Source organism: Blastococcus litoris (genome assembly GCF_003075095.1).
GTDB lineage: Bacteria > Actinomycetota > Actinomycetes > Mycobacteriales > Geodermatophilaceae > Blastococcus_B > Blastococcus_B litoris.
Genome location: NZ_QCZF01000007.1, coordinates 42,683 through 67,686 on the forward strand (window position 1 = coordinate 42,683; position 25,004 = coordinate 67,686).

The following is a 25,004-nucleotide window of genomic DNA, read 5'->3' on the forward strand; positions in this document are numbered from 1 at the left end:
CCTCCAAAGACCGCACCCCGTCACGGCTCCTGGACGTGTCCGGCTGGTGAACTCACACCTATTCAGTGCCAGAGCGAGCGCTCGCGGTCCAGCTGCGCGAGGGCCAGTGCCACCTGGAGGGTCCAGCTGCCCCGGGGGTCGGTGACCGAGACGCCGGTGAGCTCCGCGGCCCGCTTCAGCCGGTACCTGACGGTGTTCGGGTGCACGAAGATCGCCCGGGCGCTGGCCTCCAGGTTGCCGCCGCTGCTGAGCACCGCGCGGACCGTCTCGAGCACCTCCCCGCCCGCGGCGCGCAGGGGTGCGGCGACGCGCTCGTCCAGCGCGGCGCGGGCCAGCGGGTCGCCGTCCAGCGCGCGCTCGGCGAGCAGCGCGTCGGCCGTCACCGGGCGCGGCGCCTCGGGCCAGGCGGCCGCGGCCCGCAGGCCGGCGAGCGCGGCCGCCGCCGACTCGCCGGCGCGCCCGAGCCCGTCCACGACCGGCCCGGCGACCACGGGTCCCTCGCCGAACTCGTCGCTGATCCGCTCGGCGACCTCGTCCAGGTCGTCGGTCCGGCCGAGGACGACGACCAGCTGCTCGGCGTGCACCCCGACGAGCACCTCGCTGCCCATCGACCTCGCGGCCCGGCGCACGGCGGCGTGCGGGTCGTCCACCCCGGTCGGCGTCGCGCCGACCACCACGACGACCGGCGTGCTGGTCGCCCAGCCCAGGGCCGCGGCCCGGCCCGACAGCTCCTCCGACCGCTCGCCCCGGACGAGGGCGTCGACGACCAGCGCCTCCAGCCGGGCGTCCCAGGCGCCGCGGTTCTCCGCGAAGCTGGCGTAGACGTGCGCCGTCGCGAACGCCACCTCGCGGCTGAACTGCAGGACCGCCATGTGCAGCGCGTCCTCGTCACCGGGCTCGGCCATCGTGGCGACGTGGTCCTCGAGCACGTCGACGGTCACCTGGATCAGGTCGACCGTCTGCTTGAGGGCAACCACCCGGACCAGCTCGCGGGGTGCTGCGCCGAAGACCTCGCCGGTGAGCCGCGGCGGGCGGCCGGGGTTGCGGCACCACTCGACGAGGGAGGCGATGCCGGCCTGCGCCACGAGCGTGACCCAGGACCTGCGGTCGGCGGGCATGGCCCGGAACCAGGGGAGCTGCTCGTCCATGCGGGCGACGGCGCGGGTCGCGAGCGCACCCGAGGAGCGCTCCAGCCGCCGGATCGTGGCCTCGGACGGCGGGCGGTTGCTCACCCGGCTCCTCACCCGGCCAGCGTGTCACGGGAGGCGGCGTCAGGGAGAGTGGGCGCGTGGAGGTTCCCCCGGACGGCGCCGTGGCGGTCACCCGTACGCGGTCGTCCGCTCCCACGGGGATCACCGTGGGTTGCGTCGTGGTCTGCCTCGTCGTGCTGGCGTTGCTGGGCGCTGCCGTGCGCAGCGGGTACGAGCCGCTCCTGCGGCTGGACGCGACGGTCAGCGAGGCCCTGTACGCCGGCGACGACCGGGCCGGCGCCCTCGACGGCCTGCTCGAGGTGCTGACGGCACCGGGGCTGTCCTGGGTGCGCTTGCTCGTCTTCGTCCCGGTGCTGGTCTGGCTGCTCCGGCAGCGGCTCTGGCGGACGAGCGCCTGGGTGGTGACCGCCGTCGTGCTCGTCGCCCCGCTGACCGCGCTGCTCAAGGACTACTTCGGCCGGGTGCGCCCGCCGTTCGAGCACGGCGGGGCCCGGTACGACTCGCTGAGCTTCCCGAGCGGCCACTCCTCGGGGATCGTGGCGCTCGTCGCCGTCGCGCTGGTGCTCGCCTGGCCGTTGCTGAGCCCGCGCGCCCGGTGGTGGTCGCTGGCCGGCGGCGTCGCGCTGGTGCTGCTCGTCGGGCTCACCCGCATGTGGCTGGGCGTGCACTACCTGTCCGACGTCGTCGGCGGCTGGTCGTTCGGGCTGGCCTGGGTGCTCGGCACGGCCCTGCTCTTCGGCGCCTTCCCCGGTGGTCGGGCGGCGCTCCGGTGACCGGTTTCGAGCAGCGGGTCGTCCTCGCTCCCGACGACGGCTCGCTCGGTCCGCTGCTGCGCGTGGCCGACGACCGGCTCGACCCGCTCGCCGGCTACGGCCGCCACGAGCACCGGGCGGTCGACGTCGTGGCCCTCGTCCTCGCCGGGTCGCTGCACCACCGGTGGGGCGACGGCGCCCAGATGGCCGCGGGCGACGTCGCCGTGCTGCGCGCGGGGGCCGGCCTGGCGCACGACGAGGTGGCCGGACCGGACGGCGCGCGGGTGCTGCAGTGCTACCTGCGCAGCGCCGATCCGGCCGCCGGGCCCGGCCACGAGGTGCACCGCGCCGCCTCCGGCTGGGTGGACCTCCACCGGCCCGACGCCCGCCTGTGGGTGGCCTGGCCCGGACCGGGGGAGGACGTCGACGTGCCGCCCGGCCTGCTGGTCCGGCGGGGCCGCGACGAGGTGCTGGTGGAGCAGCAGCCCGGTCGCCGGGTCGAGGGTCCTGGAGCGGTCCTGGTGTGGCAGCTGGAGACGGCGAGGCCCGCCTGGGCTGTGTGAGAGTGGGGCGCATGCCGAGCTCCGCCGCCGATCTGCTGTCCGCCGCGTACACCGACGCCGACCGCACCATCGACCTGCGTCGCCGGCTGCACCGGTGCCCGGAGATCGGGCTGCACCTGCCGCGCACCCAGGAGCTCGTCCTCGAGGCGCTCGCCGACCTCCCGGTCGAGATCACGACGGGGACGTCGACGAGCTCGGTGGTGGCGGTCCTGCGCGGTGCCCGGCCGGGGCCGACGTACCTGCTGCGCGGCGACATGGACGCGCTGCCCGTGCAGGAGGACACCGGGCTGCCCTTCGCCTCCGAGCACCCCGGCGCCATGCACGCCTGCGGGCACGACACGCACGTCGCGATGCTGCTCGGCGCCGCCCGCCTGCTGGCCGAGCGCCGCGACGAGCTCACCGGGCAGGTGGTCTTCATGGTCCAGCCGGGGGAGGAGGGCTTCCACGGCGCCCGCTACATGCTCGAGGAGGGGCTGCTCGACGTCGTCCCCGAGGCGCCGGTCAGCGGCGCGTTCGCCCTGCACATCTCCTCGACGCTGGAGAGCGGGAGCGTCAACGTGCGGCCGGGCCCGATGATGGCCGCCGCCGACCAGTGGCGGATGACGGTCAAGGGCCGCGGCGGCCACGCCTCGGAGCCGGCGGCCGCCGCCGACCCGATCCCGGTGGCCGCCGAGATCGTGCTGGCGCTCCAGTCGATGGTGACCCGCCGGGTGGACGTCTTCGACCCGGCCGTGGTCACCGTCGCGCACATCGCGGCCGGGTCGACGAACAACGTCATCCCGGACAGCGCCTTCCTCGAGGGCACCATCCGCACGCTGTCGCCCGAGCGGCGGGCCGACGTCGTCGCCTCGGTCCGGCGGGTGGCCACGCACATCGGCGCCGCGCACGACCTCGAGGTCGAGTTCGAGCACGAGGAGGGCTACCCGGTCACGGTCAACGACCCGCAGGCCGCCGCGGCCGTCCTCGACGAGGCGCGGGACCTGCTCGGCGACCGCGCGAGCACGCTGTCGCCGGCCCCGCTGATGGGGGCCGAGGACTTCTCCTACGTGCTGCAGCGGGTGCCCGGCGCCATGGCGTGGCTGGGGGCGTGCCCGCCCGGGCTGGACCCGGCGACCGCGCCGGCCAACCACTCCAACCTGGTGGTGTTCGACGAGGAGCCGCTCCCGGCCGGGGTGGCGCTCTACGCGCGGATGGCCCTGCGGGCCCTGGCCGGCTAGGCGGAGCCGCGCACGACCAGCCGGGTGTCGCAGACCCGGGCCTGGACGTCGTCGTCGCCCTCCTCGATGCGGCGCAGGAGCAGGTCGACCATGAGCGAGGTCATGTCCTCGAGCGGCTGGGCGACGGTGGTCAGCGGCGGATCGCACGCCTGCGCGATCGCCGCGTCGTCGAAGCCGACGACCGCGACGTCGTCGGGGACCTGCCGCCCGGCCGTGCGCAGCGCGCGCAGGGCGCCGGCCGCCATGACGTCGGAAGCCGCGAAGACGGCGTCGATGTCGGGGCACCGCTCCAGCAGCGCGGTCATGGCCCGCACCCCGCCCGCCTCGGTGAAGTCGCCGGCCTCGACGAGGTCCTGGTCGAGCCGGTGGCCCGCCTCCTGGACCGCGGCGCGGAAGCCCGCGTAGCGGTCCTGGCCGGCGACCATGTCCATCGGCCCGGTGATGGTGGCGATGCGGGACCGGCCCTGCGTGATCAGGTGCCGGGTGGCCGCCGTGGCGCCGCCGAGGTTGTCGGCGTCGACGTAGCAGACCGGCCGGCCGTCCAGCGGGCGCCCGGAGAGCACCAGCGGGACGTGCGACCCGGCCAGGATCTCGGGCAGGGCGTCGTCGCTGTGCAGGGACATCAGGATCACGCCGTCGACGTGGCCCTGTCGCACGTAGCGGCCGATCTTCTCCTGCTCCCGCCGGTCGCGGGCGGCCAGCAGCACCAGGTTGAGGTCGGTGTCGGCGAGCCGGGCGGAGAGCCCGCGCACGATGCTGGCGAAGAACGGGTCGGAGAAGACCTGGGTGTTGGACTCCGAGAGCACCAGCGCGATGGTGTCGGTCCGCCGGGTGACCAGGCTGCGGGCCATCCGGTTGGGGACGTATCGCAGGGTGTCGACGGCGGCCTGCACGGCCTGCCGCGCCTCCGGGCTGACCCGCGGCGAGTCGTTGATGACCCGGGAGACGGTGGCCCGCGAGACCCCCGCGAGCACCGCGACCTCGTCGAGCGTCGCCGTCCCGGGGCGGGCGCCGGTGGCACTCATGCGGACTCCTCTCCTGGGACGCGGGGGTGCGTGCCGAGGTCACGGTAACGGCGTGGAAGCGTTTTCACGAGACCCCTTGACAGCCGAGTGTGACCGCTACCACTCTGTGCCGCATCACCCGTGAGAGCGTTCTCACACCAAGCCTCGGCAGGCGATCGACGCGGTGGTCGGCCGATGACCAGGAGGTCTCTGATGTCTGTGTCCGCGAGGGGCAGAGCAGCCTCGGCGGCGCTCGCCGTCCTGCTGCTGACCGCCGCGTGCGGTGGGTCCGACGACGACGCCGGAGGCGGATCCGACGACCAGATCACGCTCACCGTCGGGTTGTTCGGCACGTTCGACTTCGACAACGCCGGGCTCTACGACGAGTACATGGAGCTCCACCCGAACATCACGATCGAGCAGACCGCCGTGGCCCAGTCCGCGGCGTACTACCAGGCGCTGCAGACCCGCCTGGCGGCCGGCTCGGGCCTCGCCGACATCCAGGGGCTGGAGATCGGGTTCATCGCCGACGTCGTCCGCAACCACGCCGACGCCTTCGTCGACTGGAGCCAGGAGGACGACGCCGACGAGCTCGAGGGCAACTTCTACGACTGGAAGTGGGGCCAGGCCAGCTCCGAGGACGGCAAGGTCGTCGGCCTCGGGACCGACTCGGGCCCGCAGGCGATGTGCTACCGCAAGGACCTCTTCGAGCAGGCGGGCCTGCCCACCGACCGCGAGCAGGTCGGCGACCTCTGGCCGGACTGGGAGAGCTACCTCGACGCCGGCCGGCAGTACGCGGCCGCTCCCGGCAAGCAGGCCGACAGCGCCTGGGTCGACAGCCCGGCCAGCGTCTTCTCCTCCTCGGTCTACCAGGGCGAGCTCGCCTACAACGACGAGGACGGCAACCCGATCCCCGGCGAGAGCGACGGCGTGGAGTCGGCGTGGAGCTACGCCAGCCAGGCGGCCGCCGAGGGGCTGACCGCCAACCTCACCCAGTTCGGTGACGAGTGGAACGCCGCCTTCTCCAACGGCGCGTTCGCGACCATCGCCTGCCCCGCCTGGATGCTCGGCTACATCAACTCGCAGATGGGTGACGAAGGCGCCGGCCTCTGGGACATCGCGCCCCTGCCCGGCGCGGACGAGTCCGCCAGCAACTGGGGCGGCTCGTGGCTCGGCGTCCCCGCCAACGGCGAGCACGTCGAGGAGGCCAAGGAGCTCGCGGAGTGGCTGACCGCTCCGGAGCAGCAGGTGAAGCTCTTCACCCGCACCGCGCACTTCCCCTCCAGCCCCCAGGCGGCCGAGGACCCGGAGGTCGTCGACGCGGTGAACGAGTACTTCAGCGGCGCTCCGACCGGCCAGATCTTCGGCGAGGCGGCGGCGAGCATCCGGCGGACGCCGATCGGCCCCTACGACACCCAGATCCAGGAGGCCTTCACCACGGCACTGACCGACATCGCGACGTCCGGGACGGACCCGGACGAGGCGTTCGACAACGCGCTCCAGACGGCGCAGCAGGCAGTCGGCGGCTGAGCCCCGAGCCCGGCAGCCGATGACGGACGCGGTGCCCGGGAGCGACTCCCGCTCCCGGGCACCTGCACCGTCCGGCCTTCTCCCCGCCCGCCCCCACAGAACCGCCGAGGCCCGCATGACCATCGCCAGCGAGACCCCGCGGACAGCGGCGGTCGCCGCGCCGCCGCCCGAGCCCGCGGCCCCCGCCCGCCGCCGGCGGAGGCGGCTGTCCCAGAACCGCTGGGGCTACGCCTACGTGGCCCCGTTCTTCCTCGTCTTCGGGGCGTTCAGCCTCTACCCCTTCGTCTACACCGCCTGGGTGTCCCTGCACCGGACGAGCCTGTCCGACATCGGCGGAGGCGAGTTCGTCGGCCTGGAGAACTACCGGAACCTGCTGCAGAGCGAGTTCTTCTGGAACGCCGCCCGCAACACCCTGACGATCGGGATCATCTCGACGGTCCCGCAGCTGTGCATGGCCCTGGGCCTGGCACACCTGCTGAACTACAAGCTCCGCGGCCGGACCTTCTTCCGGACCGTGATGCTGATGCCCTACGCCACCAGCATCGCCGCCGCGACCCTCGTGTTCGCCCAGCTCTTCGGCCGCGACTACGGGCTGATCAACACCGCCCTCGAGGCGGTGGGCCTGGACCGCATCGACTGGGAGAGCGGCACCTGGAGCAGCCAGATCGCCATCGCGGTGATCGTCACCTGGCGGTGGACGGGCTACAACGCGCTGATCTACCTCGCCGCCATGCAGTCGATCCCCAACGAGCTGTACGAGGCCGCGGAGATGGACGGCGCCAGCCGGTGGAAGCAGTTCCTGCACGTGACGATCCCGTCGCTGCGGCCCACCATCCTCTTCACGATCATCGTCTCGACGATCGGCGCGGTGCAGCTGTTCGGCGAGCCGCTGCTGTTCGCCGGCGACGGGATGACCAGCGGGGGCTCGCGCGGCCAGTACCAGACCCTCGGGCTGCTGATGTACCAGCAGGGCTGGCGGAACTTCCACATCGGTCAGGCGGCCACGACCGCCTGGACCATGTTCATGATCATCCTGGTGATCGTGGGGATCTACGCCCTGGTCGGGCGTCTCCGCGCCCGGGCCGAACGGTAGGGGCCGGACATGGCAACCATCGCGCTCCCGGGGAGCACCGACGTCACCCAGCCGGCCACCGGCCGGCGGGCAGGCAAGAGCCGGCGGGCCGGCCGGGCCGGTCCGGTCACCTACGCGCTGCTGACGCTGTCGGCGCTGGTGTCGATCTTCCCGCTGTACTGGACGCTCGTCGCGGGCTCCCACTCCAACGCCGAGATCGCGGCGACGCCGCCCCCGTTCCTGCCGAACGCCAGCCTGTTCGAGAACTTCGGGCGGGCGCTGGACCAGGCGCCCATCGGGCTGGCGATCGTCAACTCGGTGATCGTGTCCGGCGCCATCACCGTCGGCACGGTGCTCTTCTGCACCCTCGCCGGTTTCGCCTTCGCGAAGCTGCAGTTCCGCGGCCGCGGTCTGCTGCTGGCGCTCGTCGTCGGCACGATGATGGTGCCGACCCAGCTGGCGGTCATCCCGCTGTTCATGATGATCGCCGAGCTGCAGTGGGTGAACCAGCTGCAGGCCGTGGTGCTGCCGACGCTGGTCAGCGCCTTCGGCGTGTTCTTCATGCGCCAGTACCTGGTCAACGCGCTGCCCACCGAGCTCCTGGAAGCCGGTCGCGTGGACGGCGCGTCGACCTTCCGGATCTTCTGGTCGATCGTGCTGCCGGTGGCCCGGCCGGCCATGGCGGTGCTGGCGATGCTCACGTTCCTCACCGCCTGGAACGAGTTCTTCTGGCCGATCATCGCGCTGACCCAGCAGAACCCCACCGTGCAGGTCGCCCTGGCCGGGCTGGGCTCGGGCTACGTGCCCCAGCGCGGCGTGATCATGGCCGGCACCCTGCTCGGCACGCTCCCCGTCCTGATCGTCTTCGCCGTCCTCGGCAAGCAGATCGTCGGCGGCATCATGCAGGGCGCGGTCAAGGGATGACCGCCTCCTCCGCCGGCTCCATCCCGTTCGCGCCCGTGCCCGGAGAGGGGCCCCACCCATGGCGACCGTGACGTTCGACGCGGCCACCCGCATCTACCCGAAGGCCGACCGGCCCGCCGTCGACGCGCTCGACCTGGAGATCGCCGACGGCGAGTTCCTCGTCCTCGTCGGCCCGTCCGGCTGCGGGAAGTCCACCTCCCTGCGGATGCTCGCCGGGCTGGAGGAGGTCGACTCGGGGGCGATCCGCATCGGCGACCGCGACGTCACCGACGAGCCGCCCAAGCAGCGGGACATCGCGATGGTCTTCCAGAACTACGCGCTCTACCCGCACATGACGGTCGAGGAGAACATGGGCTTCGCGCTCAAGCTCGCCGGCGTGCGCAAGGACGAGATCGCCCGCCGCGTCGCCGAGGCGGCGAAGGTCCTCGACCTCGAGGACTACCTGCAGCGGCGCCCGAAGGCGCTCTCCGGCGGCCAGCGCCAGCGGGTCGCCATGGGGCGGGCGATCGTCCGGGACCCGCAGGTGTTCCTGATGGACGAGCCGCTGTCCAACCTCGACGCCAAGCTGCGGGTGCAGACCCGCACCCAGATCGCGGCGCTCCAGCGCCGGCTCGGGACGACGACGGTGTACGTCACCCACGACCAGGTCGAGGCCATGACGATGGGCGACCGTGTGGCGGTGCTCAAGGACGGCCTGCTCCTGCAGTGCGACACCCCCGCGGCGCTGTACGAGCGGCCGGCCAACGTCTTCGTCGCCGGGTTCATCGGCTCGCCGGCGATGAACATCCTCACCGGGGAGGCCGTCGACGGCGGCGTCCGGCTGGGGACGGCGGTGCTGCCCGTCCCGCGGGACCGGCTGGCCCGGGCGTCGGCGGGCACGGGGCGGGTCACCGTCGGGTTCCGGCCGGAATGCCTGCAGGTCGGCGAGGCCGGTGGCGGTCTCCCGGTGACGGTGAACGTCGTGGAGCAGCTCGGGTCCGACGCCTACCTCTACGCGACGCTGGCGCGGGAGACCGACGACCCGCTGCACACCTCCGACGTCGTCGTCCGCGTCGAGCCGCGCCGGGCGCCCGACATCGGCGCGACCCTCTGGCTGCGGGTGCCGGAGGCCGACCTGCACGTCTTCGACCCCACCTCCCAGGCCCGCGTCGACTAGGCGCGGACCCCTTCCTCCTCCTCCGCCGGCGCCGCCGGCGTTCCTCCCCATGCCAAGGAGCACTGCGCCCATGACCTCGACCGACGTCCGACCGGAGCTCGCCGCCGGGCTGACCTTCCCGCCCGGCTTCACCTTCGGCGCGGCGACCGCCGCGTACCAGATCGAGGGTGCGGTGGACGCCGACGGCCGCGGCCCCTCCATCTGGGACACCTTCAGCCACACCCCCGGTCGCACCTTCGAGGGGCACACCGGCGACGTCGCGGTCGAGCACTACACCCGCTACCCGCAGGACGTCGCGCTGATGGCCGAGCTCGGGCTGTCGGCGTACCGCTTCTCGGTCGCCTGGTCGCGGGTGCTGCCCGAGGGAGCCGGCCGGGTCGAGCAGCGGGGGCTGGACTTCTACCGCCGCCTGGTCGACGAGCTGCTGGGCGCCGGCATCGACCCGTGGCTGACCCTCTACCACTGGGACCTGCCGCAGGCGCTGCAGGACCGTGGCGGCTGGACCGCCCGGGACACCGCCGCGCGGTTCGCGGACTACGCCGGCGTCGTGCACGACGCGCTGGGCGACCGCGTGCGCCACTGGTCGACGCTGAACGAGCCGATGTGCAGCGCGCTGCTCGGGCACATGTCGGGTCAGCACGCACCGGGGGAGCGGAACCCCGTCGCCGCCGCGCGAGCCACCCACCACCTGCTGCTCGGCCACGGTCTGGCGACGCAGGTGCTGCGCGAGCGGGGGGCCGACCACCTCGGCGTCACCCTCAACTTCACGCCGATGACCCCGGCCACCGACCGGCCCGAGGACGTCGACGCCGCCCGCCGGCTCGACGGCCAGCAGAACCGGATGTTCCTCGAGCCGATCGTGCACGGCGCCTACCCGGCCGACGTCGTCGCCGACCTGGAGGCAGCGGGTGCGCCGCTGCCCGTCGAGGACGGCGACCTCGAGGTCATCTCCGCGCCGCTGGACTGGCTCGGGGTCAACTACTACTTCGAGTCGACGGTGCGGGTGGGCGTGCGGTCGCCCGACCGGCCGACCTCCTTCATCGGCGCCGAGGACGTGGTGGAGCTCGACCCGGAGGGGCCGACCACCACCATGGGCTGGGGCATCAGCCCGGACGCGTTCACCCGGCTGCTGCTGTGGCTGGGGGAGGAGGCGCCGGGCCTGCCGCTGGTGGTCACCGAGAACGGCTCGGCCTGGCCCGACGAGCCGGCGGAGGACGGCGCCGTCCACGACCCGGAGCGCAGCGACTACCTGGTGCGGCACCTCGCGGCGGTCACCGATGCCGTCGCGAAGGGAGCCGACGTGCGCGGGTACTTCGCCTGGTCGTTGCTGGACAACTACGAGTGGGCCCGCGGCTACGCCCAGCGGTTCGGGCTGGTGCACGTCGACTACGGGACGCAGCGCCGCACCGTGAAGGACAGCGGGCGCGCGTACGCCGACATCCTCCGGCGCCACCGGCAGGCGCAGGAGGGCTGAGAAGAGGGCCGGCGGCGCAGGGGGCCTCCGCCGCCGGTCCTCCCTCTCTCCAGGGGATTCGCACCGCGCATCCAGCGGATCCACAGGCCGGGCTGCGGAACTACGGGCACCCATCACCGAGCCCGCGGAGCTGCCCATGCCCGAGACGGTCTTCGGACTCCCGACCCACGCGATCCTGGTCCACGCCACGGTGGTGTTCCTGCCCCTGGCGGCCCTCGCCGTCCTGCTGCACGCGTTCTGGCCGGCCGCCCGGCGGCGGCTCGGCATCGGAACGCCGCTCCTCGCAGGAGCGGCGCTCGTGCTCGTACCCCTGTCGACGGAGAGCGGTGAGGGTCTCGAGGAGATGGTCGGCGAGAACGCACTCGTCGAGCGGCATGCAGCGCTCGCCGACGGCATGCTTCCGTGGGCGATCGGGCTGTTCGCGGTCGCCGTCGGCCTCTGGCTGCTCGACCGCCGGCGGATGGGTCCCGGCCGGTCCGGCCCGCCGCGCTGGCTCCCCGCCGTCGCGGCGGTGCTCGCCGTCGTCGCTGCCGCCGGGACGGTCCAGCAGATCGTCCGGGTGGGTCACGCCGGGGCCCAGGCCACCTGGGACGACGTCGTGCACGCGAGCCCCGCGGGCGGTGGCGACGACGACTGACGGGAGGGCCCGGGACCGCGGATCCCCGCGGTCCCGGGCCCTCACCAACTCAGGTCGCCGGGCTGGGGTCGCTCCGCTCGTCGGTCGGGGCGGCCTGGACGTCGCGGACCTGGTACTTCTCGACCGCCTCGCGGACGACCGAGCGGTCGATCCGGCCCCAGTCGGCGAGCGAGGCCAGCGTCCGCACCACGATCGACTCGGCGTCGACGTGGAAGTGCCGGCGCAGCGCCGGGCGGGTGTCGGAGAGACCGAACCCGTCGGTGCCCAGCGACTGCATGCCGTGCGGCGCGTACGGCGCGATCAGGTCGGGGACCGAGCGCATCCAGTCCGACACCGCGACGACCGGGCCCTCCGCCTCCTGCAGCCGCGAGGTGACGTAGGGGACCTGCGGCTCCTCCTCCGGGTGCAGGAGGTTGTGCTCGGCCACCGCGTCGGCCTGCCGGCGCAGCTCGCCCCACGAGGTCACCGACCAGACGTCGGCCGAGACGTTCCAGTCGTCCGCGAGCAGCTGCTGCGCCCGCAGCGCCCACGGGACGGCGACGCCGGAGGCGAGGATCTGCGCCTTCTGCGCGCCGTCGGCCTGCGGGCCCTCGGCGTAGCGGTACATGCCGGCGAGCAGGCCCTGCACGTCCAGGTCCTCCGGCTCGGCCGGCTGGACGAACGGCTCGTTGTAGACCGTCAGGTAGTACATGACGTCCGGCGAGCGGTGCCCGCCCAGAGGTGAGCCGGGGTCGTCGCCGTACATGCGGACGAGGGCGTCGCGGGTGATGTGGGCGACCTCGAAGGAGAACGCCGGGTCGTAGGACACCACCGCGGGGTTGGTGTGCGCGAGCAGCAGCGAGTGCCCGTCCTCGTGCTGGAGGCCCTCGCCGTTGAGCGTCGTCCGCCCGGCGGTGGCGCCCAGGATGAAGCCGCGGGTCATCTGGTCGGCGGCCGCCCAGAACCCGTCACCGGTCCGCTGGAACCCGAACATCGAGTAGAAGATGTAGATCGGGATCATCGGCTCGCCGTGCGTGGCGTACGAGGAGCCGACGGCGGTGAACGACGCGGTGGAGCCCGCCTCGTTGATGCCCTCGTGCAGGATCACGCCCTGCTCGGACTCCTTGTAGGCCAGCATCAGCTCGCGGTCGACCGAGGTGTAGCGCTGGCCGGCCGGGTTGTAGATCTTGTGGCTGGAGAAGAGGCTGTCCAGCCCGAAGGTGCGGGCCTCGTCCGGGATGATCGGCACGAAGCGCGGGCCGAGCTCCTTGTCCTTGAGCAGCTCCTTGAGCAGGCGGACGAACGCCATCGTCGTCGCCACCTCCTGCTTCCCCGAGCCGCGCCGCAGGACCTCCAGGGCCTTGTCGTCGGGAGCCTTGAGCGTCTTGGCCTCCGACCGTCGGCGGGGGACCGCCCCGCCCAGCTGCCGACGCCGCTCGAGCATGTACTCCAGCTCGTCGGAGCCCGGCTGCGGCTTGTAGTAGGGCGGCAGGGTCTTGTCCAGCGCCGAGTCGGGGATGTCCAGGTAGAGCCGGTCGCGGAAGAGCTTGAGGTCCTCGGCGGTCAGCTTCTTCATCTGGTGCGTGGAGTTGCGGCCCTCGAAGTGGCTGCCCAGCGTCCAGCCCTTGATGGTCTTGGCGAGGATGACCGTCGGCTGGCCCTTGTGCTCCTGCGCCGCCTTGAACGCCGCGTAGACCTTGCGGTAGTCGTGCCCGCCGCGGGAGAGGTTCCAGATCTCCTTGTCGCTCATGCCCTCGACCAGCTTGCGGGTGCGCGGGTCGCGGCCGAAGAAGTGCTCGCGGACGAAGGCGCCGTCCTCGGCCTTGTAGGTCTGGTAGTCGCCGTCCGGCGTCTGGTTCATCAGGTTGACCAGCGCGCCGTCGCGGTCGGCCGAGAGCAGCGTGTCCCACTCGCGGCCCCAGATCACCTTGATGACGTTCCAGCCGGCGCCGCGGAAGAACGACTCCAGCTCCTGGATGACCTTGCCGTTGCCGCGCACCGGGCCGTCGAGCCGCTGCAGGTTGCAGTTGACGACGAAGGTCAGGTTGTCCAGCTCCTCGCGCGCCGCGAGGCCGATCGCGCCCAGCGACTCGGGCTCGTCCATCTCGCCGTCGCCGAGGAAGGCCCAGACGTGCTGGTCCGAGGTGTCCTTGACCCCGCGGTCGTGCAGGTAGCGGTTGAACCGCGCCTGGTAGATGGCGTTGAGCGGGCCGAGACCCATCGAGACGGTGGGGAACTCCCAGAAGTCCGGCATGAGCCGCGGGTGCGGGTAGGACGACAGGCCGCCGCCGGGGTGGCTGACCTCCTGGCGGAAGCCGTCGAGCTGCTGCTCGCTCAGCCGGCCCTCGAGGAACGCGCGGGCGTAGATGCCGGGGGAGGCGTGGCCCTGGAACCAGATCTGGTCGCCGCCGCCGGGGTGGTCCTTGCCGCGGAAGAAGTGGTTGAAGCCGACCTCGTAGAGGGAGGCGGAGGAGGCGTAGGAGGAGATGTGCCCGCCGACGGCGATCCCGGGCCGCTGGGCGCGGTGCACCATGATCGCGGCGTTCCACCGGATGTAGGCGCGGATGCGGCGCTCGACGTGCTCGTCGCCGGGGAACCACGGCTCGCGCGTGGGCGGGATCGTGTTGATGTAGTCGGTGCTCCGCAGCGCGGGGACGCCCACCTGCTGCTCGCGGCTGCGCTCGAGCAGCCGCAGCATCACGTAGCGGGCTCGTTCACGGCCGGCGTTGTCGACGACGGCGTCGAGGGAGTCCAGCCACTCCTGGGTCTCGTCGGGATCGGTGTCGGGGAGTTGGCTCGGCAGCCCGTCGGTGATGACCGCGCGGGGCGTGCCGGCGTCGCGGGCGGGGTCGCCGTCCGACTGCTGCGGTGCGCTCATGTGTCCATCGTCTCGCGTCGGGCCCATGATCGTCACGCCTACCCGCGGGTTGTGTGCCGAGTCGCGCTCGCGCGGGGGGTGCGCCCGCCGCGCGCGGCTTGCGTCAGGGCCGCCATGCCCTACGCTTCCGCCAGCGGTGGCTCGCTGGAGCGGCTCCGCACAGCGTGACCGGACGTCCCGGCCACGGGGACGTCGGGGAACGAGAGGGGTGACATGACCAGGCTGCGGGGAAGCCGCCCGCCGGTCGTGTCCGTCGCGTGCGTCCTGCGCGCCGACGCAGCCCGCGGCGCCTCCGGTCTCCCGGACGACGCGGACCGGTGACCGTGTCGCGTCCGCGCGCGTTCGGCGCCCGCACAGGGCACCATCCACCCCACCACCGGTCAGCAGCAGGCCACTCCATGGAGGATCAGCAGGGATGAGCGTCGACAGCACCGGCATGGCGGCCCGGCTGGGCATCAAGCCGGGCATGGTCGTGCAGGAGCTCGGTTGGGACGAGGACGCCGACGAGGACCTGCGCGACGCCATCATCGAGGTGTCGGGCGGCGAGATGGTCGACGAGGACACCGACGAGGTGGCCGACGTCGTCGTCCTCTGGTGGCGCGAGGACGACGGTGACCTCTTCGACGCGCTGACCGACGCGATCACGTCCCTCGCCGACGAGGGCGTGGTGTGGCTGCTGGTCCCGAAGTCGGGCCGGCCCGGGCACGTCGAGCCCGGCGACGTCACCGAGGTCGCCCCCACCGCGGGCCTGTCGCAGACGAGCAGCATCTCGGCGGCCAAGGACTGGTCGGGCATCCGGCTGGTCACCCCGAAGGCGGCCCGCTCCCGCCGCTGACGCCACCCTCGCGCGGGGCCGCGAGGGGACGTCAGGCACGATCGGGCCATGACCCTCTCCGTCGGCGACGTCGCGCCCGAGTTCAGCCTCCCCGACCAGGACAAGCAGGTCGTGTCCCTCGCCGACCTGCGCGGGACGCCCGTCCTCGTCGTCTTCTACCCCTTCGCCTTCTCCGGGCTGTGCACCGGCGAGCTCTGCCAGCTGCGCGACGAGCTGGCGGTCTACACCGACGCCGGCGTGCGGGTCCTCGCCGTCAGCACCGACCCGGTCTTCAGCCTCAAGGCCTTCCGCGAGGCGGAGGGGTTCGACTTCCCGCTGCTGTCGGACTTCTGGCCGCACGGTGCCACCGCCCAGGCGTACGGCGCGTTCAACGACAAGGCGGGCATGGCCCTGCGCGCCACCTTCCTGGTCGACGCCGAGGGGAAGATCGCCTTCGCCGAGGTCAACTCGCCCGGTGACGTCCGCGAGCAGTCGGGCTGGAAGGACGCCGTCGGTAAGCTCGCCGCCTGACCTGCCGCCCGGGGTCGACCACTCCGGGCGCGCGGGGCGCGTAGCTCAGCGGGAGAGCTCTCGCCTTACAAGCGAGCGGTCGCAGGTTCGATCCCTGCCGCGCCCACCACGGAAAGCCGCCGCGAGCGCTTCCGCCCCCACCCCTGCGGGGTATGCCCACGGGCGATGACCGACACCGAGGCCCGTCCGAGGCCGTCCCCCGACGAACCGCCTGCCCGCCCGCAGCGCGGTGCCACGGGCACCACGCGCCGGCACGCGGTGCTCCGGTGGTGCCGGCACCAGGGGCTGCTCCTGCTCACCTTCCTCCTCGCGGCGGCCCCGATCGTCTACGTGGGCTTCCGCGAGTTCGACATCGACGACCCCGCGACCGGCGGCGACGACGGCGACTCCGCCGCCTACGCGCGGATGGCCCTCACCGGTGACCTCGACGGCATCGAGAAGCCCTTCCGCTACCGCGTCGTCGTGCCGTTCCTGGCCCACGTGTGGCTGCACCTGGGGGAGCGCCCGGAGGCCGGCGACGTGCAGGCCACCTTCGCCGTCCTGAACATGATCGGCCTGGCCCTCGCCGCATGGGCGATGTGCAACTTCCTCCGCCGGTTCGGCTTCTCGGCGCAGGAGGGGTTCACCGGCGCCCTGCTCTTCCTCGCCACCTGGCCGGTCCTGCGCTTCGGCGGGGTGGTGCTCACCGACGCGTGGAGCCACGCCGTCCTCGCGGGCGCCGCCTACGCCATCGTGGCGCGCAAGCACCGGCTGCTGCTCGTGGTCGCGACCGTCGGCATGTTCGTGCGGGAGACGACGGTGATCGCCGTGTTGCTGGTCCTGGTCGTCGCGGCACCCCGGGCGACGCGCCTGCGCCAGCTCGCCTGCTTCGTGCCGGGGGTGCTCGGCTACCTGCTGTTCCGGTTCGTGCTGGCGCCGACCACGGACGGCTACGCCTACAACCTGGACCGGATGGAGCGGCAGCTCGTCGACGTCTCGAGCGCCTCGGGGCTGCCGAGCACCCTGCGCGAACTGGCGCTGACCTTCGGCGCCACCGGCCTGCTGCTCGTGGTGGGGCTGGTCCGCAACCGCCGGCTCGGGGCGCTGCCGCGCAACCTGTACTGGCTGATCCCGGTGGCGTTCGTCATCCCGTTCCTGATCGCCAGCAACCTGGCGCGGGTCTGGTTCCTCGCCTTCCCGGCGGCGATCCCGCTCGCGCTGCTGGGACTGCGCGCCGTCCTGGGCGAGGAGCGGGCACCCGCCGACCGGCCGACCTGACGGGGGAGGCGGCTACTCGCGGACGACCCACACCTCGGCCGGGCCCTGCGCGGTCTCCTGGACCTGGGGCGGCTCGAAGCGCTGGTAGACGCCGAACCACCGGGGTCCGTCGTACACGAGGACGGACGAGGCGAGCTGGTCGGCGGGCACCTCGTCGACCTCACCGTGCCGGGGGCCACCCCAGTGCGAGATCAGCGGCATGCATCCCACGGTAGCCGTGGCCGCCGATGCCCCCGGCGGAGGGCTCAGGCGGCGGTGCCGTGCGCCGCGACCGGGTCCGCGGCGGAGGGCTGCGCGGGCCTCGGGAAGGCCGGGCGCAGGAAGAGCGGGGCCTTGAACGGCTTCCAGGTGCCCTCGCGCTGCGCCAGCCGGTCGGTGACCGCCCACAGCGAGGCGGGGTGGTGACCGAGGCCCAGGTGGCTGGCCATCACGGCGATGTTCTCGCAGCGCTCGCCGGGGGTGTCCAGGCACGTGCTCCAGTGCACGATGCCGTCGTAGTGCGAGTAGATCGACGTCGCCGGCACCGCCAGCGGCGTGTTCTCCGACTCCAGCGGCAACGTGCGGTGCTCGACGTGCAGGTGCGAGAAGCGGTCGAAGACCTTCGTCGCCCGGCTCTGGCTGTGCCGCGCGAGCCGGAACGGGCTGCCGAGGGTGATCACCTGGCGTACCGACTCGGGGGAGCGGCGGGCCAGGTCGCGGGCGAAGATGCCGCCCAGGCTCCAGCCGATCAGCGAGACCGGGCGCTGGTGCTTGTCGGCGAGGTGGTCGAGCAGGTCGCGGGTGCCCTTCACGCAGGCCGCCGTCGGGCCGATGTTGCGGCCCAGGCCCCAGCCGTGCGCGTCGTAGCCGAGCCGGCGGAGCACCGCGCGCAGCGCACGGGTGGAGATGTCGTCGGCCAGCAGTCCGGGCAGCACCAGCACGGGGTGGCCGTCGCCGCGGGGGAGGCGCGACATCAGCGGCTTCGCGGCCAGGTACAGGCCGAAGTCGCCCACCGCGCGCCCCGGTTCCGTCAGGTACAGCGGGAGTGCGGGTCCGTCGTCCTGCCGTGCTGACACGTCGTCCTCCTGCTGCCGACCATCGTTGGTACCGACGTGTACCAATGTGGGACCTGGCTCACACCTCGTCCACCACATACGCAGGCAGATGTTGCTCAAATGTGTCCTGAGTCATATCAGCCGTTCACGTTCCGGGTTTAGGGGCGTTGGCACGTCACATCCAGACGACGGACCTGTGACGGTGGCGTGTGGCGCGGGCCGACCATGGACGACGACGCGAAGGGGTTACGACGTGACCGAGACGGGACGGGCGACCGGGGGTGCGAGCCGCACGATCGACCTCGATGGGCCGGTGCACTACGTGGACTTCGGCGGGTCGGCGGAGGGCCCCACGGTCGTGCTCGTCCACGGCCTCGGGGGATCGCACCTCAACTGGGATCTCTTCGCCCCGCTGATGACCCCGCACGCCCGCGTCCTGGCGGTCGACCTCCCCGGCTTCGGTCTGAGCGAGCCGGGACACCGGCTGGCGACGGTGCGCAACAACGTCACCGTCCTCGACCGGTTCCTCCGCGAGGTGGCCGGCACGCCGGTGGTCCTGGTGGGCAACTCGATGGGCGGCATGATCTCGATCCTGCAGGCCTCCCGGTCGCCGGAGACGGTGTCGGGACTCGTCCTCGTCGACCCTGCGGTGCCCGGCCCCCGCAGGAAGCTCGACGCGCGGGTGGCGGCCAACTTCGCCGCGTTCGCGGTACCGGGGGTGGGGGAGCGGTTCCTGGCCGCGCGGCGCCGTCGGTACGGCGCGCGTGCCACCGTGCTCGACACGCTGGCGATGTGCGGTCTGCGGGAGGAGGACCTCCCTCCGGATCTGCTCGACCGTTCGGTCGCGCTGGTCGACCAGCGGCAGGACGTCGCGGGGATGGACCGCGCCTTCCTCACCGCGGCGCGCTCGCTGCTCCTGCTCCTGGTCGACCCGCGGATGATGGGCCGGGCGATGGCTGCCGTCGACGTGCCCGTCCTCCTGCTGCACGGCGACCAGGACCGGCTGGTGCCCGTGGGGGCCGCACGGCAGGCCGCCCAGCGGCACCCGGAGTGGACCTACCTGGAGCTGCCGGGCGTCGGTCACGTGCCCCAGCTGCAGGTGCCCGACAGGGTCGCCCAGGTCGTGGTCGACTGGCTGCGCGAGAACGCCCTCGTGCCCCCGGCGGCCTGATCAGCCTCCGGGCCGCTCGCGCAGGGTGTCCCGCAGTGCCTCGAGGCCGGTGTAGCGCGGGCGCCAGCCGAGCTGGTCGTGCGCCTTGGTGGTGTCCATGATCGCCGGCCGGCTGGCGGCCTCCACCCACTCGGCCACCGGCGGCAGGAAGGGCAGCCGCGAGAACGCGCGGGCGGCGGCCTGCGCGGGCTGGGGCGGCACCGCGATGGGCAGCGCACCGAACTCGCGGGCCACGTCGGCCGCGGTCAGCACGCCGTCCCCGGCGATGTTGTAGGCGCCCGGCGGACCGGCCCCGACGATGCACTGCACCAGCGCCCGGCCGACGTCCTCCTCGTGGATGAACTGCATCGGCAGCGCCGGCACGAACACGGGCACGGGGACCGGGAGGCGGCGGGGGCGGCCGAACAGCCGGCGGCCGAGGGGAGCCAGCGGCCCGGGCAGGACGTCCTTGCCGCCGATGACGTTGGGGCCGAGGACGACGGGCGGCCGCAGCAGGAACAGCGCCAGCTCCGGGTGCTGCGCCGCCTCCTGCTCGAGCAGCTCTTCGAGCTCGGCCTTCTCCTGGGCGTAGAAGAGCCGCGCCGCCGGCCGCGTCGGCCAGTCCTCGCCTATCGTCTCCGGGTTGTCCGGGTGGAAGCCGTACGCCGCCACGGAGGAGGCGTAGACGAAGCGCCGCGCGCCGGCGGCGGCCGCCGCGCGGAAGACGTTGAGCGTGCCGTCGACGTTGATCGAGCGGGTCGTCTCGCGCGAGGCGTTCCCGGTGATCAGGAACGCCAGGTGCACGACGACGTCGACGCCGTCGAAGGCGGCCCGCAGCGCCTCCGCGTCGCGGACGTCGCCCTGCCGGTACTCCATCTTCGTCCAGCCGCGCTCGGCCGGGTCGAAGGGGCGCCGGGCGATCCCGATGACGCGCGCGACCCTGTCGTCGTCCTGGAGCAGCGGCACGAGGCCGGAGCCGAAGGTCCCGGTCGGGCCGGTGACGGCGACGGTGAGACCGCCGTCGCTGCCGCCGTCCGGCTCCGCCGCCCCGCGGGGCCCTTCGCCGAGGGCGCCCGCTCCGCGTCGCTTCCCAGGGCTCACCGGGCGGCTGCCGCGGTGGTCTTCTTGGCCGGCCGGGACGCCTTCGCGGGCGCCTTCTTCGCTGCTGACTTCGCCGGGGTCCCAGCGGCCGGCTCGGCCGGGGTCTCGGCCACGGCGTCGGCGGCGGCCTCGGCCTGGACCTCCTGCTCGGTCTTCTTCTTCGCCAGCGCCAGCAGCTGCTCGATGCCGCGCCGGATGCCACCGGAGAGGACGTCGACGTCCGGGTAGCCGTCGAAGTCGGCATTGATCCCGAACGTCATCGTGTTCAGGTAGGAGAAGATGCCGATCGAGCACCGGGTGCCGCCCGCGATGGGCACGTAGGCGGTCGCACTGGTCATCCGCTTGCCGAGCACGTAGAGCGGCACCCGGGGGCCCGGCACGTTGGTGGTGACGGCCTGGCACCACATCTGCCCGGCCTGCAGCGTCGCCCGGACGCCCATCGACAGCAGCGTGGGTGCGATGAAGTTGCCCATCGAGATGATCGAGTTGGCGTCCACCGCCTGCATCGCGCGCTTGTACTCGTCCATCTGGCCCCGGATCGAGGCCAGCCGGTCGAGCGGGTCCTTGAGCCCGACCGGCAGGTCGACGAACACCGCGGACACCTGGTTGTTCAGGCTGCCCTTCTGGTCCTCGCGGCGGACCGACACCGGCACCATCGAACGGACGACGAGCTTCTCCGACGACAGCTCGCCGCGGCCCTGGAGCAGGTCGCGGAAGCCGCCGGTGATCGCGGTGAGGACGACGTCGTTCACGGTGCCGCCGAACGCCGTCCGCACCGCCTTGAACTCCTCGAACTTCCCCTCGGTCCACGCCCAGCGGCGGTGCGGCCCGATCGGGCCGTTGAGCGACCGCGCGGTGGGGGTGACCGCCTGCTTGGCCAGCGAGGGGACGGTCTTCGCCAGCGTGCGGCCGGAGTCGGCCAGGCTCTTCGCCGCCCGGACCGGGCTGCCGATGGTCGGCGCGTTGGCCAGCTGCTGCAGCGGGCTGGTCAGGCTGTCGCTCACCGAGCTCGCCATCACCTCGAGGCTCGAGGGGCTGCGCCGCGGCGTCCAGTCCTTGACCGCCTCGTGCGTGGCGTCGGGGTCCAGGTCGAACATCAGCTGCATCAGGTCGGTGCCGGCGACGCCGTCGACCATGCAGTGGTGCACCTTCGAGATGAGGGCCCACCGGTCGTCGGCGAGGCCCTCGACCAGCCACAGCTCCCACAGCGGCTTGGCCATGTCGAGCCGCTGACCGAGAACGCGGCCGGCCAGGTTGCGCAGCTGCTCGTCGCTGCCCGGGCGCGGCGTCGCGGTGTGCCGCACGTGGTACAGGATCTGGAAGTGCGGGTCGTCGACCCAGAGCGGGCGGCCCAGCTGCATCGGCACCGGGCGCACGCGCTGCCGGTACCGCGGCACCTTCGGCAGCTTGCCGAGGATCAGCCGCACCACGTCGCCGTAGGTGGGGGCCGGCCCCTCGAACACGGCGACCGACCCCACGTGCATGGGGGTGTTCTCGCTCTCCGCGTAGAAGAAGCCCGCATCGAGGGCGCTCATCCGGTCCACGTTCTGCTCCTCGCCGCCCCTGTCCTCTGCTCGGACCGGGGCCTGTCCACGTCGTCGGGGGCCGCTGAAGTGAGGTGTGTCGGGGTCGTCACCGCAACGCGGTCGCGGTGACGCCCACCACACTCTCGCGTTGCCCGGCGAACCGCACGGTCAACCGGCTTTTCGCTCTCCGGTCGCCACGCGGTCCAGCAAGCCGTTCAACGCGTCGTCGACGATCTGGGTACGGGTCAGGTTCACGCTGTGTCCAGCGCCACTCACCGTGACCAGCTCCGCTCCGGCGCCGATCGCCTCGGCCATGCGCCGCCCGTGCTCGTACGGCGTGAGCCGGTCGTGCGTCGCCGCGACGACGGTGACCGGCACCCTGCGGAGGACGGCCAGCGATCCGGTCTCGTCGTGGTCCAGGAAGGTCGCGTAGAAGGCCATGACGACGGGGTACGGCGTCTCCTCGAGCAGCTGCTGGACCAGCCGCACGCTCGCCGGGTCGGCGTCGTCCCGGCCGAAGAGCAGGCGGCGGGTGAACCACCGGCCGAACGCGCTGCCGCGCCACCGGAACCGCTCGAGCGCCGGGGCCAGCAGCTGCAGGACCCGCAGGTAGACCGGCAGTAGGTGCAGCCACCGGACGACCTTGAGCGCCCAGCCCAGCGGTCCGGTCTCCACCAGCCCGCCGGACGACGTCGCCAGCAGGAACACCCCGACGACCCGTTCCCCGAACAGCTCGGGCCGCTGCCGGGCCAGCGCCATGATGCTCATGCCGCCCATCGAGTGGCCGGCCAGCACGACCGGCCCCGAGGGGGCGACGGCGTCGAGCACCTGGCCGAGGTCGCGGCCGGTGCGGTCGATCGTCGCGTCCGGCAGCGGCGTGACCGCCGACCGGCCGTGCCCGCGCTGGTCGAACAGCACCACCCGCGCCCGGTCGCGGATCGCCGCCCGCTGCAGCTCCCACTCGGCGAGGCGGGCGGTGAACCCGTGCGCGAAGACCACGGTGAGCTCCGCGTGCGGGTCGCCGTCGACCTCGACGTGCAGGCGCACGCCGTCGTCGGTCTCGACGACCCGCGAGCCCGGTGGGGGCGGCCCGGTCAGGGGAGGGAGGGACAGCGGCGGCTCCAGCGGCATCCCGCCATCCCAGGGCGCCGCCCTCCCACCCGCAACCTCAGGGGCCGCCGCGCCGGCCGGGTGCGTTCTCCCGCACCAGGCGGCGGGCGGTGTCGACCTCGCGGGCCACGGGGCTCAGGACGCCGTCGGCGTGGATCTCCGCGTCGTCGGGCGCGCGGTGGGCCCGCACGTCCTCCTCGAGCTGCCGGATCGCCTTGCGCAGCACGGCCACCTGGGCGAGATCGGGGGCCGGCTCGCCCATCCGCTGGGCGATGACCGCCTCGGTGACGGCGTCCGACGTCCGCTCCAGCTGGACGATGACCGGCCACCAGGCGGCGGCACGGTTGCTGATCGGCGGCGGTTCGGCCAGCCGGCGCTGGAGCTGGGTCTGCAGCTCGGTCAGCGCGCGGTAGTTCCGGCGCCGGGCGCGCCGCCGCTCCGCCGGGCTGCCGGTGAAGGCCGCGTCCACGAAGGCGTCGAGGGCGAGCGCCGCGGCGCGCAGCGCCTCGTCCAGCGGGGCCCGCCAGGTCTGCGGCCACAGGAGGTAGCCGAACACCAGGACGATGGCGCAGCCGATGAGGGTGTCGACCAGGCGGGCGCCCACGAGCCCGGGGCCGCTGGGCAGGGCGAGGTCGAGCAGCAGGATGATCACCGGCGTCTGGAAGACGGAGAACAACCCGAAGTTGGCGTTGCGCGCCCAGGGCAGCAGGGCCGCGAAGACGGCCATCGCGACGAGGACCCAGGCGTCGCGCGGCAGGACCGCCAGCAGCGCCGAGCCGATCAGGACGCCGAGCACGGTGCCCGCCCCGCGCTGGACCGCGCGGGTGAACACCGAGCCGAAGTCCGGCTTCAGCACGATCGCCACGGTGAGCAGCACCCAGTAGGGCCGCTGGATGGGCAGGTACTGCCGGGCGATCTCGGCCACCGTCATGCACAGCGCGAGGCGGACGGCGAAGCTGCGGCTCTCGGTGCTGGCCAGCGTGCGGTCGGCCAGCTCGCGCAGCCGGGTGCGCAGGTCGACCTCCGGCCGCTCGGCGGCGGCGCCCGCGCGCTCCTCGGGGTCCCCGACGACGTTCCAGACCAGGCGCACGCCGTGCCGCACCGCGCGCCGGGCCGGGGGCGCGTCGTCGACCGGCGGAGGGCGCTCCTCGGTCAGCACGTCGTCGGACTCGAGCGCGGCGGCCAGGGCGCGGACGGCGGTGACGTCGTCCGGGTCAGCGGGCACCCCGGCGCGCGCCGCCGCCACGGTCCCCTCGACCAGGGGCGCGGCGGAGTTGAGGACACCGGCCAGCTCGGACAGCTCCTTGATCCGACCCGCGGAGTGGCTGCGGCTGCGGATGACCCGGTCGTAGGCGGCGTTCAGCGCGGTGGTCATGCCCCGGCGGGTGTCGTCCGACCGGTCGCTGCCGCTGGCCTCGAGCAGGTCGGCGATGCTCCGGAAGACGGCGGCCACCGAGGTGCGGTCGGGGTCGAGGGGCTCGGTGCGGGCCTGCACCAGCGTGGTCAGCGTGGCCCACGCCGCCCCGGCGAAGAAGAAGCCGATCTCGGCCGGGAGCGACAGCGGCGTCACCAGCCCCGACGAGAGCGCGGTGTAGATGAGCAGCTGCAGGGAGCCGAGCGACATGGCCGCGTTGACGGAGCTGATCAGCGCCGCGACGGCCGACAGCGCGGCGATCACGACCACCGGGACCCACCCGCCGCCGCTCGCGTACTGACCGACGACCAGGCCGACGGCGCCGAAGCCGATCGCGGCGGCGATCCGGCGCAGCCGGTCGCGCAGGGGACCGGACTGCGGTGCGAGCGTGGCCGCCAGCGCGCCCGTGGTCGCGAAGACGCCGGCCCCGAGGGCGGCACCGGGGTGGACCCCGCCGGCCACGAGGACGGCGACCGCCAGCGGCATCGGGATGGTCACGGCGAACCGGACGACGTCGCGCCAGGGGACCGGCGGCGGCGTGGTGCGCACCAGCTCCTCGAGCCAGGCGGGCGCCCGGAGCACGCGCTCCCGGGTCCCGCGGTCCGTCACGCAGCAGAGCTTGTCATCGACGGCGCCGGGGTCGTGGGACCGGCCGCCAGCTACGGTCCGA

The 25,004-nt window shown here is 73.3% G+C and carries 22 protein-coding genes and 1 tRNA gene; 14 read left to right on the forward strand and 9 right to left on the reverse strand.

Annotated features, from left to right (window positions below; genetic code table 11):
• Nucleotides 1–62: 62 nt before the first annotated feature.
• Nucleotides 63–1,232 carry a PucR family transcriptional regulator gene (locus DCS98_RS15695; RefSeq protein WP_241038101.1) on the reverse strand — a complete coding sequence of 390 codons (1,170 nt, stop codon included), beginning with the start codon at nucleotides 1,230–1,232 and terminating at the stop codon, nucleotides 63–65.
• Nucleotides 1,233–1,288: 56 nt separating this feature from the next.
• Here DCS98_RS15695 and DCS98_RS15700 point away from each other — a divergent pair, with 56 nt between their 5' ends.
• Genes DCS98_RS15700 through DCS98_RS15710 form a run of 3 tightly spaced genes read left to right on the forward strand, consistent with a single transcriptional unit; the run spans nucleotide 1,289 to nucleotide 3,743 of the window.
• Nucleotides 1,289–1,984 carry a phosphatase PAP2 family protein gene (locus DCS98_RS15700; protein WP_241038103.1) on the forward strand — a complete coding sequence of 232 codons (696 nt, stop codon included), beginning with the start codon at nucleotides 1,289–1,291 and terminating at the stop codon, nucleotides 1,982–1,984.
• Complete coding sequence (locus DCS98_RS15705; protein WP_116452330.1) at nucleotides 1,981–2,526, forward strand: pirin family protein; 546 nt, start codon at nucleotides 1,981–1,983, stop codon at nucleotides 2,524–2,526. Before DCS98_RS15700 ends, DCS98_RS15705 begins: the two co-directional genes overlap by 4 nt.
• Nucleotides 2,527–2,537: 11 nt before the next feature.
• The gene (locus tag DCS98_RS15710) at nucleotides 2,538–3,743 is read left to right on the forward strand and encodes a M20 metallopeptidase family protein (protein ID WP_116452508.1); all 1,206 of its coding nucleotides are present in this window, start codon (nucleotides 2,538–2,540) and stop codon (nucleotides 3,741–3,743) included.
• Here the strand turns inward: DCS98_RS15710 and DCS98_RS15715 are convergent.
• The gene (locus tag DCS98_RS15715) at nucleotides 3,740–4,768 is read right to left on the reverse strand and encodes a LacI family DNA-binding transcriptional regulator (RefSeq protein WP_116452331.1); all 1,029 of its coding nucleotides are present in this window, start codon (nucleotides 4,766–4,768) and stop codon (nucleotides 3,740–3,742) included. The genes DCS98_RS15710 and DCS98_RS15715 overlap by 4 nt on opposite strands.
• A 192-nt stretch (nucleotides 4,769–4,960) precedes the next feature.
• On the opposite strand from DCS98_RS15715, the gene DCS98_RS15720 reads away from it, so the two are divergent.
• The 6 genes from DCS98_RS15720 to DCS98_RS15745 all read left to right on the forward strand — a co-directional run bounded on the left by DCS98_RS15720 (nucleotide 4,961) and on the right by DCS98_RS15745 (nucleotide 11,540).
• Entirely contained in the window at nucleotides 4,961–6,277 is a 1,317-nt protein-coding gene (locus tag DCS98_RS15720; protein WP_116452332.1) for an ABC transporter substrate-binding protein, read from the forward strand.
• Nucleotides 6,278–6,392: 115 nt separating this feature from the next.
• Nucleotides 6,393–7,370: a carbohydrate ABC transporter permease gene (locus DCS98_RS15725; RefSeq protein WP_116452333.1), complete on the forward strand. Its 978-nt coding sequence runs from the start codon at nucleotides 6,393–6,395 to the stop codon at nucleotides 7,368–7,370.
• A 9-nt stretch (nucleotides 7,371–7,379) separates the two neighbouring features.
• On the forward strand, nucleotides 7,380–8,273 hold the full coding sequence (locus DCS98_RS15730; protein WP_116452334.1) for a carbohydrate ABC transporter permease: 894 nt from the start codon (nucleotides 7,380–7,382) through the stop codon (nucleotides 8,271–8,273).
• A 58-nt stretch (nucleotides 8,274–8,331) separates the two neighbouring features.
• On the forward strand, nucleotides 8,332–9,429 hold the full coding sequence (locus DCS98_RS15735; protein ID WP_116452335.1) for an ABC transporter ATP-binding protein: 1,098 nt from the start codon (nucleotides 8,332–8,334) through the stop codon (nucleotides 9,427–9,429).
• A gap of 70 nt (nucleotides 9,430–9,499) precedes the next feature.
• Nucleotides 9,500–10,903 (forward strand): GH1 family beta-glucosidase, encoded by a 1,404-nt coding sequence (locus tag DCS98_RS15740; protein WP_116452336.1) that lies wholly within the window; start codon nucleotides 9,500–9,502, stop codon nucleotides 10,901–10,903.
• 136 nt (nucleotides 10,904–11,039) lie between these two features.
• Nucleotides 11,040–11,540, forward strand: a complete 501-nt coding sequence (locus tag DCS98_RS15745) for a DUF2231 domain-containing protein (RefSeq protein ID WP_116452337.1) — start codon at nucleotides 11,040–11,042, stop codon at nucleotides 11,538–11,540.
• 49 nt (nucleotides 11,541–11,589) lie between these two features.
• Here DCS98_RS15745 and aceE read toward each other — a convergent pair whose 3' ends face one another.
• Nucleotides 11,590–14,397, reverse strand: a complete 2,808-nt coding sequence (aceE, locus tag DCS98_RS15750; RefSeq protein ID WP_116452338.1) for a pyruvate dehydrogenase (acetyl-transferring), homodimeric type — start codon at nucleotides 14,395–14,397, stop codon at nucleotides 11,590–11,592.
• Nucleotides 14,398–14,812: 415 nt separating this feature from the next.
• Here aceE and DCS98_RS15755 point away from each other — a divergent pair, with 415 nt between their 5' ends.
• The 4 genes from DCS98_RS15755 (at nucleotide 14,813) to DCS98_RS15770 (ending at nucleotide 16,999) form a co-directional block, all read left to right on the forward strand.
• The gene (locus DCS98_RS15755; RefSeq protein WP_116452339.1) at nucleotides 14,813–15,232 is read left to right on the forward strand and encodes a DUF3052 domain-containing protein; all 420 of its coding nucleotides are present in this window, start codon (nucleotides 14,813–14,815) and stop codon (nucleotides 15,230–15,232) included.
• Nucleotides 15,233–15,280: 48 nt separating this feature from the next.
• Complete coding sequence (locus tag DCS98_RS15760) at nucleotides 15,281–15,742, forward strand: peroxiredoxin (RefSeq protein ID WP_116452340.1); 462 nt, start codon at nucleotides 15,281–15,283, stop codon at nucleotides 15,740–15,742.
• 34 nt (nucleotides 15,743–15,776) lie between these two features.
• Nucleotides 15,777–15,851 (forward strand) — tRNA-Val (locus DCS98_RS15765).
• A 56-nt stretch (nucleotides 15,852–15,907) separates the two neighbouring features.
• Nucleotides 15,908–16,999 (forward strand): hypothetical protein, encoded by a 1,092-nt coding sequence (locus tag DCS98_RS15770; RefSeq protein ID WP_116452341.1) that lies wholly within the window; start codon nucleotides 15,908–15,910, stop codon nucleotides 16,997–16,999.
• Nucleotides 17,000–17,011: 12 nt separating this feature from the next.
• Here the strand turns inward: DCS98_RS15770 and DCS98_RS15775 are convergent, their stop codons facing one another.
• Both DCS98_RS15775 and DCS98_RS15780 read right to left on the reverse strand, forming a co-directional pair.
• Complete coding sequence (locus tag DCS98_RS15775; RefSeq protein ID WP_116452342.1) at nucleotides 17,012–17,200, reverse strand: hypothetical protein; 189 nt, start codon at nucleotides 17,198–17,200, stop codon at nucleotides 17,012–17,014.
• 44 nt (nucleotides 17,201–17,244) lie between these two features.
• The gene (locus DCS98_RS15780) at nucleotides 17,245–18,054 is read right to left on the reverse strand and encodes an esterase/lipase family protein (protein WP_116452343.1); all 810 of its coding nucleotides are present in this window, start codon (nucleotides 18,052–18,054) and stop codon (nucleotides 17,245–17,247) included.
• Nucleotides 18,055–18,286: 232 nt separating this feature from the next.
• Between DCS98_RS15780 and DCS98_RS15785 the strand changes: the two genes are divergently transcribed.
• Nucleotides 18,287–19,204: an alpha/beta fold hydrolase gene (locus DCS98_RS15785; protein ID WP_241038105.1), complete on the forward strand. Its 918-nt coding sequence runs from the start codon at nucleotides 18,287–18,289 to the stop codon at nucleotides 19,202–19,204.
• Here the strand turns inward: DCS98_RS15785 and DCS98_RS15790 are convergent, their stop codons facing one another.
• From DCS98_RS15790 to DCS98_RS15805, 4 genes are all read right to left on the reverse strand, one after another.
• Nucleotides 19,205–20,284: an NAD-dependent epimerase/dehydratase family protein gene (locus tag DCS98_RS15790; protein WP_116452345.1), complete on the reverse strand. Its 1,080-nt coding sequence runs from the start codon at nucleotides 20,282–20,284 to the stop codon at nucleotides 19,205–19,207.
• Complete coding sequence (locus tag DCS98_RS15795) at nucleotides 20,281–21,819, reverse strand: WS/DGAT/MGAT family O-acyltransferase (RefSeq protein WP_241038186.1); 1,539 nt, start codon at nucleotides 21,817–21,819, stop codon at nucleotides 20,281–20,283. Before DCS98_RS15795 ends, DCS98_RS15790 begins: the two co-directional genes overlap by 4 nt.
• Nucleotides 21,820–21,978: 159 nt before the next feature.
• Nucleotides 21,979–22,941, reverse strand: a complete 963-nt coding sequence (locus tag DCS98_RS15800; RefSeq protein WP_116452347.1) for an alpha/beta fold hydrolase — start codon at nucleotides 22,939–22,941, stop codon at nucleotides 21,979–21,981.
• Between the two features lie 37 nt (nucleotides 22,942–22,978).
• Entirely contained in the window at nucleotides 22,979–24,943 is a 1,965-nt protein-coding gene (locus tag DCS98_RS15805; RefSeq protein ID WP_116452348.1) for an FUSC family protein, read from the reverse strand.
• Nucleotides 24,944–25,004 lie beyond the last annotated feature (61 nt).

Coding starts and splice junctions, on each gene's coding strand:
- DCS98_RS15795 (WP_241038186.1), bottom strand. CDS start 21,819: ATGAGCGCCCTCGATGCGGGCTTCTTCTACGCGGAGAGCGAGAACACC.
- DCS98_RS15775 (WP_116452342.1), bottom strand. CDS start 17,200: ATGCCGCTGATCTCGCACTGGGGTGGCCCCCGGCACGGTGAGGTCGAC.
- DCS98_RS15800 (WP_116452347.1), bottom strand. CDS start 22,941: ATGCCGCTGGAGCCGCCGCTGTCCCTCCCTCCCCTGACCGGGCCGCCC.
- DCS98_RS15745 (WP_116452337.1), top strand. CDS start 11,040: ATGCCCGAGACGGTCTTCGGACTCCCGACCCACGCGATCCTGGTCCAC.
- DCS98_RS15730 (WP_116452334.1), top strand. CDS start 7,380: ATGGCAACCATCGCGCTCCCGGGGAGCACCGACGTCACCCAGCCGGCC.
- DCS98_RS15760 (WP_116452340.1), top strand. CDS start 15,281: ATGACCCTCTCCGTCGGCGACGTCGCGCCCGAGTTCAGCCTCCCCGAC.
- DCS98_RS15755 (WP_116452339.1), top strand. CDS start 14,813: ATGAGCGTCGACAGCACCGGCATGGCGGCCCGGCTGGGCATCAAGCCG.
- DCS98_RS15710 (WP_116452508.1), top strand. CDS start 2,538: ATGCCGAGCTCCGCCGCCGATCTGCTGTCCGCCGCGTACACCGACGCC.
- DCS98_RS15740 (WP_116452336.1), top strand. CDS start 9,500: ATGACCTCGACCGACGTCCGACCGGAGCTCGCCGCCGGGCTGACCTTC.
- aceE (WP_116452338.1), bottom strand. CDS start 14,397: ATGAGCGCACCGCAGCAGTCGGACGGCGACCCCGCCCGCGACGCCGGC.
- DCS98_RS15735 (WP_116452335.1), top strand. CDS start 8,332: ATGGCGACCGTGACGTTCGACGCGGCCACCCGCATCTACCCGAAGGCC.
- DCS98_RS15720 (WP_116452332.1), top strand. CDS start 4,961: ATGTCTGTGTCCGCGAGGGGCAGAGCAGCCTCGGCGGCGCTCGCCGTC.
- DCS98_RS15770 (WP_116452341.1), top strand. CDS start 15,908: ATGACCGACACCGAGGCCCGTCCGAGGCCGTCCCCCGACGAACCGCCT.
- DCS98_RS15725 (WP_116452333.1), top strand. CDS start 6,393: ATGACCATCGCCAGCGAGACCCCGCGGACAGCGGCGGTCGCCGCGCCG.
- DCS98_RS15715 (WP_116452331.1), bottom strand. CDS start 4,768: ATGAGTGCCACCGGCGCCCGCCCCGGGACGGCGACGCTCGACGAGGTC.